This window comes from Streptomyces sp. NPDC050625 (assembly GCF_040654755.1).
In the GTDB taxonomy this organism is placed as follows: Bacteria; Actinomycetota; Actinomycetes; order Streptomycetales; family Streptomycetaceae; genus Streptomyces.
The window spans coordinates 17310-30749 of the sequence record NZ_JBFAIQ010000054.1 but is presented as its reverse complement, the minus strand read 5'-3'; the positions used below and the strand labels follow the sequence as shown (position 1 = coordinate 30749).

The window sequence follows — 13440 nt, the reverse complement described above, 5'->3', positions numbered from 1 at the left end:
CAAACGCGACTACATCTTCAACGGCACCCTGGCTGCGGCGGCGATCGTCATCTGGCTCCGAGACATCGTCCAAGAGCCATCAGAAGCGCCCTAGCGCTCGTCGAGACGTCGCATCAGGCCCGCGAACGCGTCCCTCTCCTCCGGGGTCAGTTCGACGGACTCCCTGTGGGGCGGGGCCTGGCGCTGATGCGGGAGGGCCTGGAGCACGGGACCCGAGCGCCGTACGACGACCACGGCGCGGGCGCGACGCCGGGTGCGCAGGAGTATGACCCAGGTGGCAGTCACCAGGGCCAGGCCGACCACGCCGGTCAGCTGGAAAATCGAGACGTGCTCAGGCATGCGCCCAGTACACACCACGGCCCGGGACTTTGGTCCCGGACCGTGACGTATCTCGCAGGTGCCGTGAACGACTCACAGCGCCCTAAAGGGACAAGGGGCGTTACGCCGCCACCGGCTGCTGCGCCTCCGACTTCGCCGTAGTCGTGTTCGTCGTCGGCCCGGTGCTGACGGACTGCTTGCGCATGCCCTTCAGGATGACCACCAGCGCCGTCGTGACGCACACACCGGCCGCGATGGCGATCAGGTAGAGGAACGGGTTGCCGATCAGCGGGACCACGAAGATGCCGCCGTGCGGGGCGCGCAGGGTGGCGCCGAAGGCCATCGACAGGGCGCCGGTGACCGCACCGCCGACCATCGCCGACGGGATGACGCGCAGCGGGTCGGCCGCCGCGAACGGGATCGCGCCCTCCGAGATGAAGGAAGCGCCCAGGACCCAGGCGGCCTTGCCGTTCTCGCGCTCGGTCTGGGTGAAGAGCCTGCCGCGCACGGTCGTGGCCAGGGCCATCGCCAGCGGCGGGACCATGCCGGCCGCCATGACCGCGGCCATGATCTTCATCGCGGAGTCGCTGGGGCTCGCGACCGCGATGCCGGCGGTGGCGAAGGTGTACGCGACCTTGTTGACCGGGCCGCCGAGGTCGAAGCACATCATCAGGCCGAGCAGGGCGCCGAGCAGGATGGCGTTGGTGCCGGTGAGACCGTTCAGCCAGTCCGTCATACCCCTCTGGGCGGACGCGATGGGCTTGCCGATCACGACGAACATCAGGAATCCGACGATCGCCGAGGAGATCAGCGGGATCACCACCACCGGCATGATGCCGCGCAGCGTCGGTGGGATGTTGACCCTCTGGATCGCCAACACCACACCACCGGCGATCAGACCGGCCGCAAGGCCGCCGAGGAAGCCCGCGTTGATGGTGAGGGCTATGGAGCCGCCGACGAAGCCGGGGACGAGGCCTGGCCGGTCCGCCATGCCGTAGGCGATGTATCCGGCGAGGACCGGGACGAGGAAGGCGAAGGCCACGACGCCGATCTGGAAGAACAGCGCGCCCCAGCTGTCGGTCTGCGTCCACACGAAGTGGTCCATCACCGACGGCGCCTTGTTGATCTTGTAGCCGCCGATCGCGAAGCCGAGCGCGATCAGCAGACCGCCGGCCGCGACGAACGGGACCATGTAGCTGACGCCGGACATCAGCCACTTGCGGAGCTTGGTGCCGTAGCCCTCGGTGGAGTCGCCCGCGCGCTCGACCGGCGTGGCGGGCGCGGAGCCCGCCGTCACCTCGCCGCGCTCGGCCTTGGCGCGCACCTCGGCGATCAGCTCGGCGGGACGGTTGATGCCCGCCTTCACGCCGACGTCGACCGTGGGCTTCCCGGCGAAGCGGTCCTTGTCGCGCACCGGGACGTCGTGCGCGAAGATCACCGCGTCCGCCGCCGCGATCACGGCCGGGTCGAGCCGGGTGAAGCCGGCCGAGCCCTGGGTCTCGACGAGGACCTCGACGCCCGCCTCACGGCCCGCGTGCTCCAGCGACTCGGCCGCCATGTAGGTGTGGGCGATGCCGGTCGGGCACGAGGTGACGGCGACGACGCGGAACGCGCGCTCGCCACCCGCGCCGGAGGCACCCGGCGCGGCGCACTGTGCCGTACTGCCCGCCGCGGCGCCGGCGGAGGCCGCCCCCGGCGCCGCAGCGGTGTCTTCGGAGGCGCCCGCGGCAGCGCCCTCACCCGCGGCCGCCTCTGCCTCGCCCGCGGGCACCTTGTCACCGCGGATCAGCGCGGCCGCCGCGCCCGCGTCGCCCGCCGAGCGCAGCGCGTCGGTGAACTCGGTGTTCATCAACTGCCGGGCCAGCGAGGACAGGATCGTCAGATGGGCGTCGTCGGCACCGGCCGGGGCCGCGATCAGGAAGACGAGGTCGGCCGGGCCGTCCGCCGCGCCGAAGTCGATCCCGGCGGCGCTGCGCCCGAAGGCCAGCGTCGGCTCGGTCACGTGAGTGCTGCGGCAGTGCGGAATGCCGATGCCGCCGTCCAGGCCGGTCGGCATCTGTGCCTCCCGGGCGGCCACGTCGGCGAGGAAGCCCTCCAGGTCGGTCACCCGGCCCAGGGCCACCATGCGCTCGGCGAGGGCACGTGCCGCCGCTTCCTTGGTGTCGGCGGACAGGTCGAGATCGACCAGGTCCGCGGTGATCATGTCGCTCATCGCGGGCTCCTATGCACGCGTATCGCCCGTGGAGTGCAGTGGGCGGGAGTGGGGACGGAGGTGCTGCTGGGGAAAGCGGGGGGTGTGGGGAGTTCAGTGGATCCGAAGAGTGCGGAGGTGGTGGGGATGGTGCCGGTGATGCTGGTGGTGCAGGTAGTGCGGGTGGTGATGGGGACGGTGGGGGTGGTGGCGAGTAACGGGGAGCGGTGCCACGTCCGGTCCGCAGCTGTCGTACGGCGTCTCGTGCGTACGTTCATGACACCGGCTCCGTCAGTTCGCGGTCCGCCGGGACCTGAGCCGTGACCGTCACCGCCGCGGGGTCCAGGTCGGCCGGTGTGGGCATCACGCTGCCGGGCAGCTGGACGGCGGCGGCGCCGTGCGCGACGGCGGAGGCGAGCGCCTCGGGCCCGCTGCCGCCCGCGACCAGGAAGCCTGCGAGGGAGGCGTCGCCCGCTCCGACATTGCTGCGTACGACGTCCACCCGCGCGCTTGCGAACCAGGTACCCGCGTCGTCCACGAGCAACTGTCCGTCGGCGCCCAGGCTTGCGAGCACGGCGCGCGCGCCCATCTCGCGCAACTCCTCGGCCGCCTTCACCGCGTCGCCCACGGTCGCCAGGGGACGCCCGACGGCCTCCGCCAGCTCCTCGGCGTTCGGCTTCACCACGTCCGGACGCTCACGCAGCGCCTCGATCAGCGCGGGCCCCGACGTGTCGAGCGCGATGCGCGCGCCCGCGGCGTGCACCCGGGCGACCAGATCGGCGTACCAGGCCGGCGCGAGGCCCCTCGGCAGGCTTCCGCAGCAGGCGATCCAGTCGGCGTCGTCCGCGTGCTCGCGGACCGTCTCGAACAGCAGCTCCTGCTCGGCCGCCGACAGCTCCGGCCCCGGCGCGTTGATCTTGGTGAGCACCCCGTCCGCCTCCGCGAGCGCGATGTTCGAGCGGGTGGCTCCGGCGACCGGCACCGGCGCGACCTCGATGCCCTGCGCGTCGAGCAGGTCGGCGACGAGCGCTCCCGGCGCACCCCCGAGCGGCAGCACCGCGACCGTGCGACGGCCGGCGGCCGCGACGGCGCGCGACACGTTCACGCCCTTGCCGCCGGGGTCCATGCGCTCGCCGGTGGCGCGGATGACCTCGCCGCGCTCCAGCGAGGGGACCTCGTAGGTGCGGTCGAGGGACGGGTTGGGGGTGACGGTGAGGATCATGCGCGCACTACTTCCGTGCCGCCGCGCTCGATGGCGGCGGTGTCTTCGGGGCTCAGCCCGCTGTCGGTGATCAGCAGGTCCACATCGCTCAGGTCGCCGAAGCGGGCGAAGTGCTCCTGGCCGTGCTTGGCGGAGTCGGCGAGCAGGACCACGCGGCGGGCCGCGGCGACCGCCGCGCGCTTCACCGCGGCCTCGGCGAGGTCGGGGGTGGTCAGACCGTGCTCGACGGAGAAGCCGTTGGCGGCGACGAAGAGGACGTCCGCCCTGATCTCGCCGTATGCGCGCAGCGCCCAGGCGTCGACGGCGGCGCGCGTGCGGTGTCGCACGCGCCCTCCGACGAGGTGTAGTTGGATGCCGGGGTGGTCCGCGAGGCGGGCCGCGATCGGCAGGCTGTGCGTGACGACGGTGAGCGTCGCCTCCAGGGGGATGGCCCCGGCGAGGCGGGCGACGGTCGTACCGGCGTCGAGGATCAGCGTGCCCTCGGTCGGCAGCTCGGTGACGGCCGCCTTGGCGATGCGGTCCTTCTCGTCGGTCGAGGTGGACTCGCGCTCGGCGAGGTCCGGTTCGAAGTCGAGGCGCCCGGCCGGGATGGCACCGCCGTGCACCCGGCGGACGAGGCCGGCGCGGTCGAGGGCCTTCAGATCCCGGCGGATCGTCTCCGCCGTCACCTGGAACTCCTCGGCGAGCGACACCACGTCCACCCGGCCGCCCTCACGGGCGAGCCGGAGGATCTCCTGCTGTCGCTCCGGTGCGTACATGTCCGCTTGCCTCCGACTGATGCCCGAATTTGTGGTTTCACTTGGAGGCTACGCCTGGATTTCTTGAAAGTAAACAGGTTCGGGCCTTATTCGGGCATGAACGGACGTCCCACTCGTCTGGACACACGGAAGGACCCTGTCTGGACACACGGGAGGGCCCGGCACCTCGGGTGCCGGGCCCTCCCTCAGCAGGGGCTCAGTGCACGAGCTCGCGCTCCTCCTCCACCAGGAGCTGCTCGCCCTCGCCGTCCCCGCCGCCTTCCAGATGCTGAGCCGGCCGCTTCGGCAGCGCGAACATCAGCAGGAAGATCACGCCCAGCACCGCGGCGACCCAGCCCAGCGCGTGCTGGAAGGCGTTCACGAAGGCCGGTCCCACCTGGGCCCGCGTCAGCCGGTCACCGATCTCGCCGAAGAACACCACCGAGACCAGCCCGAGCCCGAGCGCGTTGCCCATCTGCTGCACGGTGTTGATCAGCCCGGACGCGGAACCGGCGTGCTCGCGCGGCACCCCGGAGAGCACCGCGTCCGTCAGCGGGGCGACGATCAGACCCATGCCCGCGCCCATCACGACGAGCGGGAGCGCCATCTGCCAGGAGGCGATGCCGAGGCCGTAGCGCTCGGACTCCGCCAGGTAGATCAGGACACCGGCAGCCATTACCAGCGCGCCCGCCTGGAGCACCTTGCGGCCGAACCGCGGGACCAGCTTCTGCACGGACATCCCGGCCGCCACGGAGACCGCGATCGAGAAGGGCACCCCGGTCAGACCGGCCCGCAGCGGGCTCCAGCGGAGGCCCACCTGCATGTACAGCGTCCACACCAGGAAGAAGATGCCGAGCGAGATCCCGAACACGGTCTGCACCGCGATGCCCGCCGCGAAGCTCTTCACCTTGAACAGCGACAGTTCGACCAGCGGGGAGCCGTCCCGCGCGCTCTTGCGCCGCTCGTAGGCCACCAGCACGCCGAAGACGACGAGCGAGCCGGCCATCGACAGATGACCCCACAGCGGCCAGCCCAGCTCACGGCCGCGGGTGAGCGGGTAGAGCAGCATCAGCAGGCCCAGCGTCACCAGCGCGACACCGACCAGGTCCAGCTTGAGCGCCTTCGGGGCCTTGGACTCCGAGATGAAGCGGCTGCCGAGGATCAGGGCGGCGATGCCGACCGGCAGGTTGATGAGGAAGATGGGCCGCCATTCGAGGCCGAACAGGTTCCATTCCGTCAGCAGCGCGCCGAGCAGCGGGCCGGAGACCGCGCCCAGGCCGACGATCGCGCCGAAGAGGCCGAAGACCTTGCCGCGCTCGTGCGCCGGGAAGGTGGCGTGCACGATCGACAGCACCTGCGGCACCATCATCGCCGCCATGCCGCCCTGGAGGATGCGGGAGGCGACCAGCATCTCCGGGTTCGCGGCGAAGCCGCACAGCGCGGAGGCGAGGGTGAAGCCGCCGATGCCGATCAGGAACATACGGCGGCGGCCGTGGATGTCGCCGAGACGACCACCGGTGATCAGGCCGGCCGCGAACGCGAGCGCGTAACCGGCGGTTATCCACTGGATCTGGCTGAAGGAGGCGCCCGCGTCCTGCTGGATCGACGGAATCGCGATGTTGACGATCGTGACGTCGACGAGGTCCATGAAGGCCGCGGTCATCACGATCGCGAGGGCGAACCAGCGGCGGCGGTCGGCCGCTGAGCCGCCGCTTCCGGCCACTGAGCCGGTACTGCCGGCAAGGGTTTCGGTGGAGGTCATGGAATGAAGGTAGGACCTCAGTAGGTCAGATCGTGTCCTAGTTGTGCGGCATCCTCGACAACATGACGACGGACACTCCGGCTCGGCTCCTTCAGCTCCTCTCCCTCCTCCAGACGCCCCGCGAATGGCCCGGCGGCGAGCTAGCCGACCGGCTGGGGGTGTCGCGCCGTACGGTCCGGCGGGACATCGACCGGCTGCGGGAGCTCGGCTATCCCGTGCAGGCGACCATGGGCGCCGACGGCGGCTACCGGCTGGTCGCTGGAAAGGCCATGCCGCCTCTCGTGCTCGACGACGAGGAGGCGGTGGCGATCGCGGTCGGGCTGCGGGCCGGCGCCGGGCACGCGGTGGAGGGGGTGGACGAGGCGTCGGTGCGGGCGCTGGCCAAGCTGGAGCAGGTGCTGCCCTCGCGGCTGCGCCACCGGGTGTCGACGCTCCAGGCCGCGACGACACCGCTGACCAGCGGGGACGGGGCTAGCATCGCGCCCGAGACACTGACCGTGATGGCGTCCACCGTGGCCGGGCGGGAGCGGCTGCGCTTCGCCTACCGGGCCGGGGACGGCACCGAGTCACGCCGGCTGACGGAGCCGTACCGGCTGGTGTCGACCGGGCGCCGCTGGTACCTCGTCGCGTACGACCTCGACCGGGACGACTGGCGCACCTTCCGCGTCGACCGGGTCAGCGAACCGTTCGCCACCGGGGCGCGGTTCACGCCGCGGGAGCTGCCGACCGGGAGCGCGGCGGAATATCTGCGGCGGTCGATCCAACGGCGGCAGGAGACCTACGAGTTCACGGTCGCCTTCACCGCACCGGCGAACGACGTCGCCGCGCGTCTGCCCCACTGGCTCGGCACGCCGGAGCCGGCCGGCGAACAGGGCTGCGTCGTGCGGGGCGCCACCGGCGACCCCGTGGAGTGGCTGGCGGTACGGCTGGCGATGACGGGCCTCGACTTCACGGTCCAGGGGCCTGCAGAACTAATCGACTGCGTACGGGAGTTGGGTGCGCGCCTGAGCAGAGCGGGCGGTGCCTGAGCGGCCGTACGGCCACTCCCTTCGCGCCTGCCTCGCCCTACCCGTCGGCATCCTCCGCGCCCGCTCCCTCACCCTCGCCCGCACCCGCCCCCGTAAGCGCACCCCAGGGAAAGTCCCGCAACGCAGCGAGGTTCCGCAGTGCCAGTGCCGCCGGTCCCTCCGGGCCCGAAGGCGGGGCGGACGTCGCGGCCCAGGACTCGACCGCCACGCGCACCGCGGCGCCCACGACCGCGGCGGTGAAGCGGAGTTCGGGGGTGGGAGTGATGGCGGCGGCAACGTTGTCGACTGGCCTCCCGGGGGCAAAGTCGTCGGCCGCCCCGGCGGCAGCCGCCCGTGCCGCCAGGACCTCCGCCAGCGTCTGCTCCGACGCCTGGCACACCTCCGCCCACACCTTGCCCAGGGCGGGACTCGTGCGGGCCAGACCGATGAGGGTGCGGATCCACTCCCACGAGGCGGCGGAGACACCGACGCCGGGCGTCAGGGTGTGGCGCACCGCGTGCTCCAGGGCCTCCGGAACCGGCAGCGCGGCAGGGGCCGCACGGACCGCCTCCACCCAGCGCTGGGCGCCCGCCCCGTAAAGGGGGGCCACCGCCTCCTCCTTGGTCGCGAAGTAGCGGTAGAAGGTGCGCGGGGCGACCCCGGCGGCCTGGGCGATGTCCTCGGCGCGTGTGGCGCGCAGCCCCTGGCCGACGAAGAGCCGGGCCGCCGCCCGGGCGATCTCCATCCGCGTCTCCGCCTTGCGGCGCTCCGTCAGGGATATCGGAGGCGCGACGGGAAAGGGCTGGTCAGATAGGTGGTCGGCGGGGCTGGGGGTGCTCACTTCGGCAGGCTATGCCCATGTGGCAGAATCTGCCATCCGGCGGGCCACCCCGGGGTTCAGGTACGGGGTGACCCGCCAATTTGACGTGCCCGGCCACAGGCAATGGCACAAAAAGGAGCCGAGCTCCGGCACCCGGGGGGAGTGGCGCCGAAGCCCGGCTCTGGGAAGGTCCCGGCGCCGGGGGGGAATGCGTCGGGACGCGTGGCTCAGGGTGGTCGTGGGGTCGAGGGAGTGCGGTCCCGATCCCCGAACTCCTGGGCCCTGAAGGGTTTTTCCCTGGACCCAGTGAGTTGAAGCGGCGGTACAGAGCCATGTTTGCGCGGTCTTCCGCCACCCGGCGTACGCGGGAGACAGCGGCCGTACGCCCGTACGCCACTCGGCGCCCATGGAGCCACACACGCCCCCATGTGTCCGCTCCGGTGAACGCCGGTGCCGTCCGTCCGTGCCGCTACGCCACCGCGTCGAACCCGGTGTCGCGCGCCAGCTTCTTCAGTTCGAGCAGCGCGTGCTTCTCGATCTGGCGGATGCGTTCGCGCGTCAGCCCGTGTTCCTTGCCGACCTCGGTGAGCGTGCGCTCCCGGCCGTCCTCGATGCCGTACCGCATCTTGATGATGGAAGCCGTGCGCTGGTCGAGCCGGCCGATCAGTCCGTCCAACTCCTCGCTGCGCAGGAGCGTGAGGACCGACTGCTCGGGGGAGACCGCCGAGGTGTCCTCCAGCAGGTCGCCGAACTGGGTCTCGCCCTCGTCGTCCACCGACATGTTCAGCGAGACCGGGTCACGGGCCCAGTCGAGCACGTCGGTGACGCGTTCCGGGGTGGAGCCGAGCTCGGCGGCGATCTCCGCGGGCTCGGGTTCGCGCCCGTTCTCGCGGTTGAACTCGCGCTGCACGCGGCGGATCCGGCCGAGCTCCTCCACCAGGTGGACGGGCAGTCGGATCGTGCGGGACTGGTCCGCTATCGAGCGGGTGATCGCCTGGCGGATCCACCAGGTGGCGTACGTGGAGAACTTGAAGCCCTTGCGGTAGTCGAACTTCTCCACCGCGCGCACCAGACCGGCGTTGCCCTCCTGGATCAGGTCGAGCAGGGGCAGACCGCTGCGGGGATAGCGTCGGGCCACCGCCACGACCAGCCGGAGGTTGGAGCGGATGAAGACGTCCTTCGCTCGCTCCCCCGCGGCGACCAGTGCCTCGAGTTCCTCGCGGCTGGCGTCCGTGGCGGACTCCTCGTCTCCGTCGAGGACCTGTCGCGCGAACACACCCGCCTCGATGGTCTGGGACAGCTCGACCTCCTTGGCGGCGTCGAGCAGCGGTGTGCGCGCGATCTCGTCGAGATACATGCCGACCAGGTCGCGGTCGGCGATCTCGCCGCCATGGGCGCGAACACTGCTTGCCGCGTCGGCCGTCTCGCCGGTGGCGGACTGACGACGGGCGACGGCACGGGTTGCCATGCGTGCTCCCTTGCGATGGTGGGTCAGCGGGTGGTCCTGGACACCCGGCACTCCGAGAACTCCTGGGACTCTGGTCGAGTGCCCTGCATCCGATGGAAACAACGACTGGAATCCGGACAGAATTCCCAACCCGCCCCCCGATTTTTCTGATCTTGCAGTACCCTGCGCGCCACACAGGGAGGCGAGATGCCGTCGGAACATACAGAGGTGCAGGTCAGGCCAGGAGCCGAGGCTGACCTCGAAGCCCTCACGGACATCTACAACCACTACGTACGTGAGACACCGATCACCTTCGACACCGCCGTCTTCACGCCGGAAGAGCGACGCCCCTGGCTGCTCTCCCACCCGGAAGACGGCCCGTACCGGCTGATGGTTGCCATGGACGCGGACTCACAGGAGATTCTGGGCTACGCCACATCCAGCCCTTACCGGGTGAAGCCCGCGTACTCCACCTCCGTGGAGGTAACGGTCTACCTGGCCCCGCACGCCGGGCGCCGCGGCATCGGCACGCTCCTGTACGAAGCCCTCTTCAAGGCCCTGGAGAGCGAGGACCTGCACCGCGCCTACGCCGGCATCGCCCAGCCGAACGAGGCGTCCACGCGACTGCACGAGCGCTTCGGATTCCGGTACGTCGGTACGTACGGCGAGGTGGGCCGCAAGTTCGGCAGGTACTGGGACGTGGCCTGGTACGAGAAGGAGCTGTGACCCCCGGCAGGGATCAGCCGAACTGGACCGACCGCTTCGCCAGCCCCATCCAGAACCCGTCGATCACCGATTTCTGCGCGTCCAGCTCACCGCCGGCCTCCGCCGCGCCCATGGTGACGAACAGGGGGGCGAAGTGCTCGGTGCGCGGGTGGGCGTACCGGCCGGCCGGGGCCTTGTCGAGGAAGGCCAGCAGGGTGTCCCAGTCGTGGGCCTCCAGGGCGCGCCGGCCCCAGTCGTCGAACTCGGAGGACCAGCTGGGCACGCCGCCGCCCGTGTGCCGCAGCGCGGCCAGGTTGTGGGTGAAGAAGCCCGAGCCGACGATCAGCACGCCCTCGTCGCGCAGCGGGGCCAGCCTGCGGCCGATCTCCATCAGCTTCACCGGGTCGAGGGTGGGCATGGAGATCTGCAGGACGGGGATGTCGGCCTCGGGGAACATCTCGACCAGCGGGACGTACGCGCCGTGGTCGAGGCCGCGGTCCGGGATGTCCTGGACGGGCATGCCGGGGGCGCGCAGCAGCTTCCGTACGGACTCGGCGAGCTCCGGTGCGCCGGGAGCGCCGTACGTCACCTGGTAGTAGCGCTCCGGGAAGCCCCAGAAGTCGTACACGAGAGGCACGGCCTGCGTGGCGCCGAGGGCTAGGGGGGCCTCCTCCCAGTGGGCGGAGACCATGAGGATCGCCCTGGGCCGGGGCAGATCGGCGGACCAGGCGGCGAGCTGGCCGGGCCAGATCGGGTCGTCGGCCAGCGGCGGGGCTCCGTGGCTGAGGTAGAGGGCGGGCATGCGCTCCTGGGCGGCGGCGGACATGACGGCGGCTCCCTCCGACTTACTGGGCTCATTGCTTTAACTCTCAAGCTTCATTTAACACACTACGCCGCACTTGTTCAAGTTTCAAGGAGATTCCTCGTACAGTGGACCGCATGAACACGGCATCCGAATCCGCCGCGGACAGCCGCTGGCTCACCGCCGAGGAGCAGCGCGTCTGGCGCTCGTATCTGCACGCCACCACCCTGCTCGAAGACCACCTCGACCGTCAGCTGCAGCGCGACGCGGGCATGCCGCACATCTACTACGGCCTCCTCGTCCAGCTCGCCGAGGCCCCGCGCCGCCGACTGCGGATGACCGAACTGGCCATGAAGGCGAAGATCACCCGCTCCCGTCTCTCACACGCGATCGCCCGTCTGGAGAAGAGCGGCTGGGTACGGCGGGAGGACTGCCCCTCCGACAAGCGGGGCCAGTTCGCGGTGCTCACCGAGTCGGGCACCGAGGTGCTGCGACGCACCGCGCCGGGCCATGTGGCCGCCGTACGCCAGGCGCTGTTCGAGCGCCTCAGCCCCGAACAGCAGAAGACCCTCGGCGAGATCATGGAGATCGTCGCCGAGGGTCTTCAGCCGGACGAAGCGGGTGCGGACCTGCCCTGGCTCCGCTGAGCCGCTCACTAGCTGAGCCGCTCACTCACGGAGCCGGGCAGAGCCGGGCAGAGCCGGGCGGAGCCGGGGCAGGTCCTCAGGGGTCGTACGTACGGGGTTCCCCCTCCGCGTACGTACGCGAAGCTCCCGGAGCGGTACGCCGGACGCCTCAGTGGGCGACGACCGGCACCGCCACCTCGTCCTCGATGCCCTCACCGGAGACCACCGTGGTGGTGTCCGGGCTGCCGGCGTTGACGAAGCCCGTGACGATCACCGCGGCGAGCACCAGCATGCCGACGGCGAACCAGATCGCGTTGGTGTAGCCGTGCACCATGCCCTGCAGCTGGACCAGCTGCTGCTGGGGCTTGGAGGTGGCGGTGGCGATGTGGTCCTTGATGTACGAGGTCGTCGCGGAGGCGGCGATCGTGTTCAGCAGGGCCGTACCGATCGCGCCGCCCACCTGCTGCGAGGTGTTGACCATCGCGGAGGCGACACCGGCGTCCCGGGGCTCGACGCCCAGGGTGGCCAGGGACATGGCGGGCATGAACGCCGTACCCATGCCGAGGCCGAGCAGCAGCATCGACGGCAGGACGGTCGAGGCGTACGAGGAGCCGATCTCCAGCCGGGTCAGCAGGAACATGCCGCTCGCCGCGACCAGGAAGCCGGGGGCCATCAGCAGCCGCGCCGGGACGCGGGTCATCAGCCGCGTGCCGATCTGGGTCGAGCCGACCATCATGCCGAAGATCATCGGCAGGAAGGCGAAGCCGGTGTTGATCGGCGAGTAGCCCTTCACGACCTGCAGGTAGTAGGTCAGGAACAGGAAGGTGCCGAACATCGCGATGATCGCGATGCCGAGGGAGAGGTAGATGCCGCCGCGGTTGCGGTCGGTGACCACGCGCAGGGGCAGCAGCGGGGCCTTGACCCTGGCCTCGGTGACGACGAAGGCGAGCAGCAGCACCGCCGACGCGACGAACAGGGAGACGGTCACCGAGTCGCCCCAGCCGTCGGACTCGGCGCGGGTGAAGCCGTAGACCAGGGAGACCAGGCCCAGGGTGGACAGGATCACGCCGGGGATGTCGAGCGGGGAGCGGTTGCGGCCGCCCTCGGGCTCACGGATGACGAAGTACGCGCCGGCCGCCGCGACGATCGCGAACGGGATGTTGACGAAGAACGTCCAGCGCCAGTCCATGTACTCGGTGAGCACACCGCCGAGGATGAAGCCGACGGCGCCGCCGCCACCGGCGATCGCGCCGTAGATACCGAAGGCCTTGGCGCGCTCCTTGGCGTCCGTGAACATCACGGCGAGCAGGGAGAGCGCGGCCGGGGCGAGCAGGGCACCGAAGGCACCTTGGAGGGCCCGGGCACCGAACATCATCGCGCCGGTGGTCGCGGCGCCGCCGAGCGCGGAGGCGGCGGCGAAGCCGACGAGACCGACGACGAAGGCCCGCTTGCGGCCCCACAGGTCGGCTATCCGGCCGCCGAAGAGCAGCAGGCCGCCGAAGGCGAGCGCGTAGGCCGTGACGACCCACTGACGGTTGCCGTCGGAGATGCCCAGGTCCTGCTGGGCGGAGGGCAGTGCGATGTTCACGATGGTGGCGTCGAGGACGACCATCAGCTGGGCGAGCGCGATGAAGATGAGCGCTTTCCAGCGGTTGGCGTCGCCGGTCTGCGCGACGGCGCCGGGAGCCTTTGCGGCTGTTTCAGACATGGGTGTACCCACTTCGGGACTTCGTGACGGAAAAAGGCGTTGAGGGGCGTTGCGTAAGAGTCGAGTGGCGTTGCCTAAGGACGGCCCGCCCTCGT

General features: G+C 70.8%; 12 protein-coding genes. 3 read left to right on the top strand and 9 right to left on the bottom strand.

Annotated features, from left to right (window positions below; genetic code table 11):
* Positions 1–90 precede the first annotated feature (90 nt).
* The 5 genes from AB0I54_RS45490 to AB0I54_RS45470 all read right to left on the bottom strand — a co-directional run bounded on the left by AB0I54_RS45490 (position 91) and on the right by AB0I54_RS45470 (position 6230).
* Positions 91–339 carry a hypothetical protein gene (locus AB0I54_RS45490; protein WP_363302281.1) on the bottom strand — a complete coding sequence of 83 codons (249 nt, stop codon included), beginning with the start codon at positions 337–339 and terminating at the stop codon, positions 91–93.
* 100 nt (positions 340–439) lie between these two features.
* Positions 440–2530 carry a fructose-specific PTS transporter subunit EIIC gene (locus AB0I54_RS45485; protein WP_363302280.1) on the bottom strand — a complete coding sequence of 697 codons (2091 nt, stop codon included), beginning with the start codon at positions 2528–2530 and terminating at the stop codon, positions 440–442.
* Between the two features lie 253 nt (positions 2531–2783).
* Positions 2784–3731: a 1-phosphofructokinase gene (pfkB, locus tag AB0I54_RS45480; protein ID WP_363302279.1), complete on the bottom strand. Its 948-nt coding sequence runs from the start codon at positions 3729–3731 to the stop codon at positions 2784–2786.
* Entirely contained in the window at positions 3728–4489 is a 762-nt protein-coding gene (locus AB0I54_RS45475; RefSeq protein WP_363302278.1) for a DeoR/GlpR family DNA-binding transcription regulator, read from the bottom strand. Before AB0I54_RS45475 ends, pfkB begins: the two co-directional genes overlap by 4 nt.
* 196 nt (positions 4490–4685) lie before the next feature.
* Positions 4686–6230: an MFS transporter gene (locus AB0I54_RS45470; protein WP_363302277.1), complete on the bottom strand. Its 1545-nt coding sequence runs from the start codon at positions 6228–6230 to the stop codon at positions 4686–4688.
* A 62-nt stretch (positions 6231–6292) separates the two neighbouring features.
* Between AB0I54_RS45470 and AB0I54_RS45465 the strand changes: the two genes are divergently transcribed.
* On the top strand, positions 6293–7258 hold the full coding sequence (locus tag AB0I54_RS45465) for a YafY family protein (protein WP_363302276.1): 966 nt from the start codon (positions 6293–6295) through the stop codon (positions 7256–7258).
* Between the two features lie 37 nt (positions 7259–7295).
* On the opposite strand, the gene AB0I54_RS45460 is transcribed toward AB0I54_RS45465, so the two are convergent.
* Entirely contained in the window at positions 7296–7982 is a 687-nt protein-coding gene (locus AB0I54_RS45460) for a TetR family transcriptional regulator (protein ID WP_363302282.1), read from the bottom strand.
* Positions 7983–8526: 544 nt separating this feature from the next.
* A complete protein-coding gene (locus AB0I54_RS45455) occupies positions 8527–9525 on the bottom strand; it encodes a sigma-70 family RNA polymerase sigma factor (protein WP_363302275.1) in 999 nt (332 codons plus the stop codon).
* Between the two features lie 186 nt (positions 9526–9711).
* Between AB0I54_RS45455 and AB0I54_RS45450 the strand changes: the two genes are divergently transcribed.
* Positions 9712–10230 (top strand): N-acetyltransferase family protein, encoded by a 519-nt coding sequence (locus tag AB0I54_RS45450; RefSeq protein ID WP_363302274.1) that lies wholly within the window; start codon positions 9712–9714, stop codon positions 10228–10230.
* 13 nt (positions 10231–10243) lie between these two features.
* Here AB0I54_RS45450 and AB0I54_RS45445 read toward each other — a convergent pair whose 3' ends face one another.
* The gene (locus AB0I54_RS45445; protein WP_363302273.1) at positions 10244–11035 is read right to left on the bottom strand and encodes a class III extradiol ring-cleavage dioxygenase; all 792 of its coding nucleotides are present in this window, start codon (positions 11033–11035) and stop codon (positions 10244–10246) included.
* Between the two features lie 113 nt (positions 11036–11148).
* Here AB0I54_RS45445 and AB0I54_RS45440 point away from each other — a divergent pair, with 113 nt between their 5' ends.
* Entirely contained in the window at positions 11149–11658 is a 510-nt protein-coding gene (locus AB0I54_RS45440) for a MarR family transcriptional regulator (RefSeq protein WP_363302272.1), read from the top strand.
* 148 nt (positions 11659–11806) lie between these two features.
* On the opposite strand, the gene AB0I54_RS45435 is transcribed toward AB0I54_RS45440, so the two are convergent.
* Positions 11807–13345 carry an MFS transporter gene (locus AB0I54_RS45435; RefSeq protein WP_363302271.1) on the bottom strand — a complete coding sequence of 513 codons (1539 nt, stop codon included), beginning with the start codon at positions 13343–13345 and terminating at the stop codon, positions 11807–11809.
* Positions 13346–13440: the final 95 nt, after the last annotated feature.

Excerpts from the sequence above, each read along its gene's own strand:
- AB0I54_RS45490 (WP_363302281.1), bottom strand. The coding sequence starts at position 339 with ATGCCTGAGCACGTCTCGATTTTCCAGCTGACCGGCGTGGTCGGCCTG.
- AB0I54_RS45485 (WP_363302280.1), bottom strand. The coding sequence starts at position 2,530 with ATGAGCGACATGATCACCGCGGACCTGGTCGATCTCGACCTGTCCGCC.
- pfkB (WP_363302279.1), bottom strand. The coding sequence starts at position 3,731 with ATGATCCTCACCGTCACCCCCAACCCGTCCCTCGACCGCACCTACGAG.
- AB0I54_RS45475 (WP_363302278.1), bottom strand. The coding sequence starts at position 4,489 with ATGTACGCACCGGAGCGACAGCAGGAGATCCTCCGGCTCGCCCGTGAG.
- AB0I54_RS45470 (WP_363302277.1), bottom strand. The coding sequence starts at position 6,230 with ATGACCTCCACCGAAACCCTTGCCGGCAGTACCGGCTCAGTGGCCGGA.
- AB0I54_RS45465 (WP_363302276.1), top strand. The coding sequence starts at position 6,293 with ATGACGACGGACACTCCGGCTCGGCTCCTTCAGCTCCTCTCCCTCCTC.
- AB0I54_RS45460 (WP_363302282.1), bottom strand. The coding sequence starts at position 7,982 with ATGGAGATCGCCCGGGCGGCGGCCCGGCTCTTCGTCGGCCAGGGGCTG.
- AB0I54_RS45455 (WP_363302275.1), bottom strand. The coding sequence starts at position 9,525 with ATGGCAACCCGTGCCGTCGCCCGTCGTCAGTCCGCCACCGGCGAGACG.
- AB0I54_RS45450 (WP_363302274.1), top strand. The coding sequence starts at position 9,712 with ATGCCGTCGGAACATACAGAGGTGCAGGTCAGGCCAGGAGCCGAGGCT.
- AB0I54_RS45445 (WP_363302273.1), bottom strand. The coding sequence starts at position 11,035 with ATGTCCGCCGCCGCCCAGGAGCGCATGCCCGCCCTCTACCTCAGCCAC.
- AB0I54_RS45440 (WP_363302272.1), top strand. The coding sequence starts at position 11,149 with ATGAACACGGCATCCGAATCCGCCGCGGACAGCCGCTGGCTCACCGCC.
- AB0I54_RS45435 (WP_363302271.1), bottom strand. The coding sequence starts at position 13,345 with ATGTCTGAAACAGCCGCAAAGGCTCCCGGCGCCGTCGCGCAGACCGGC.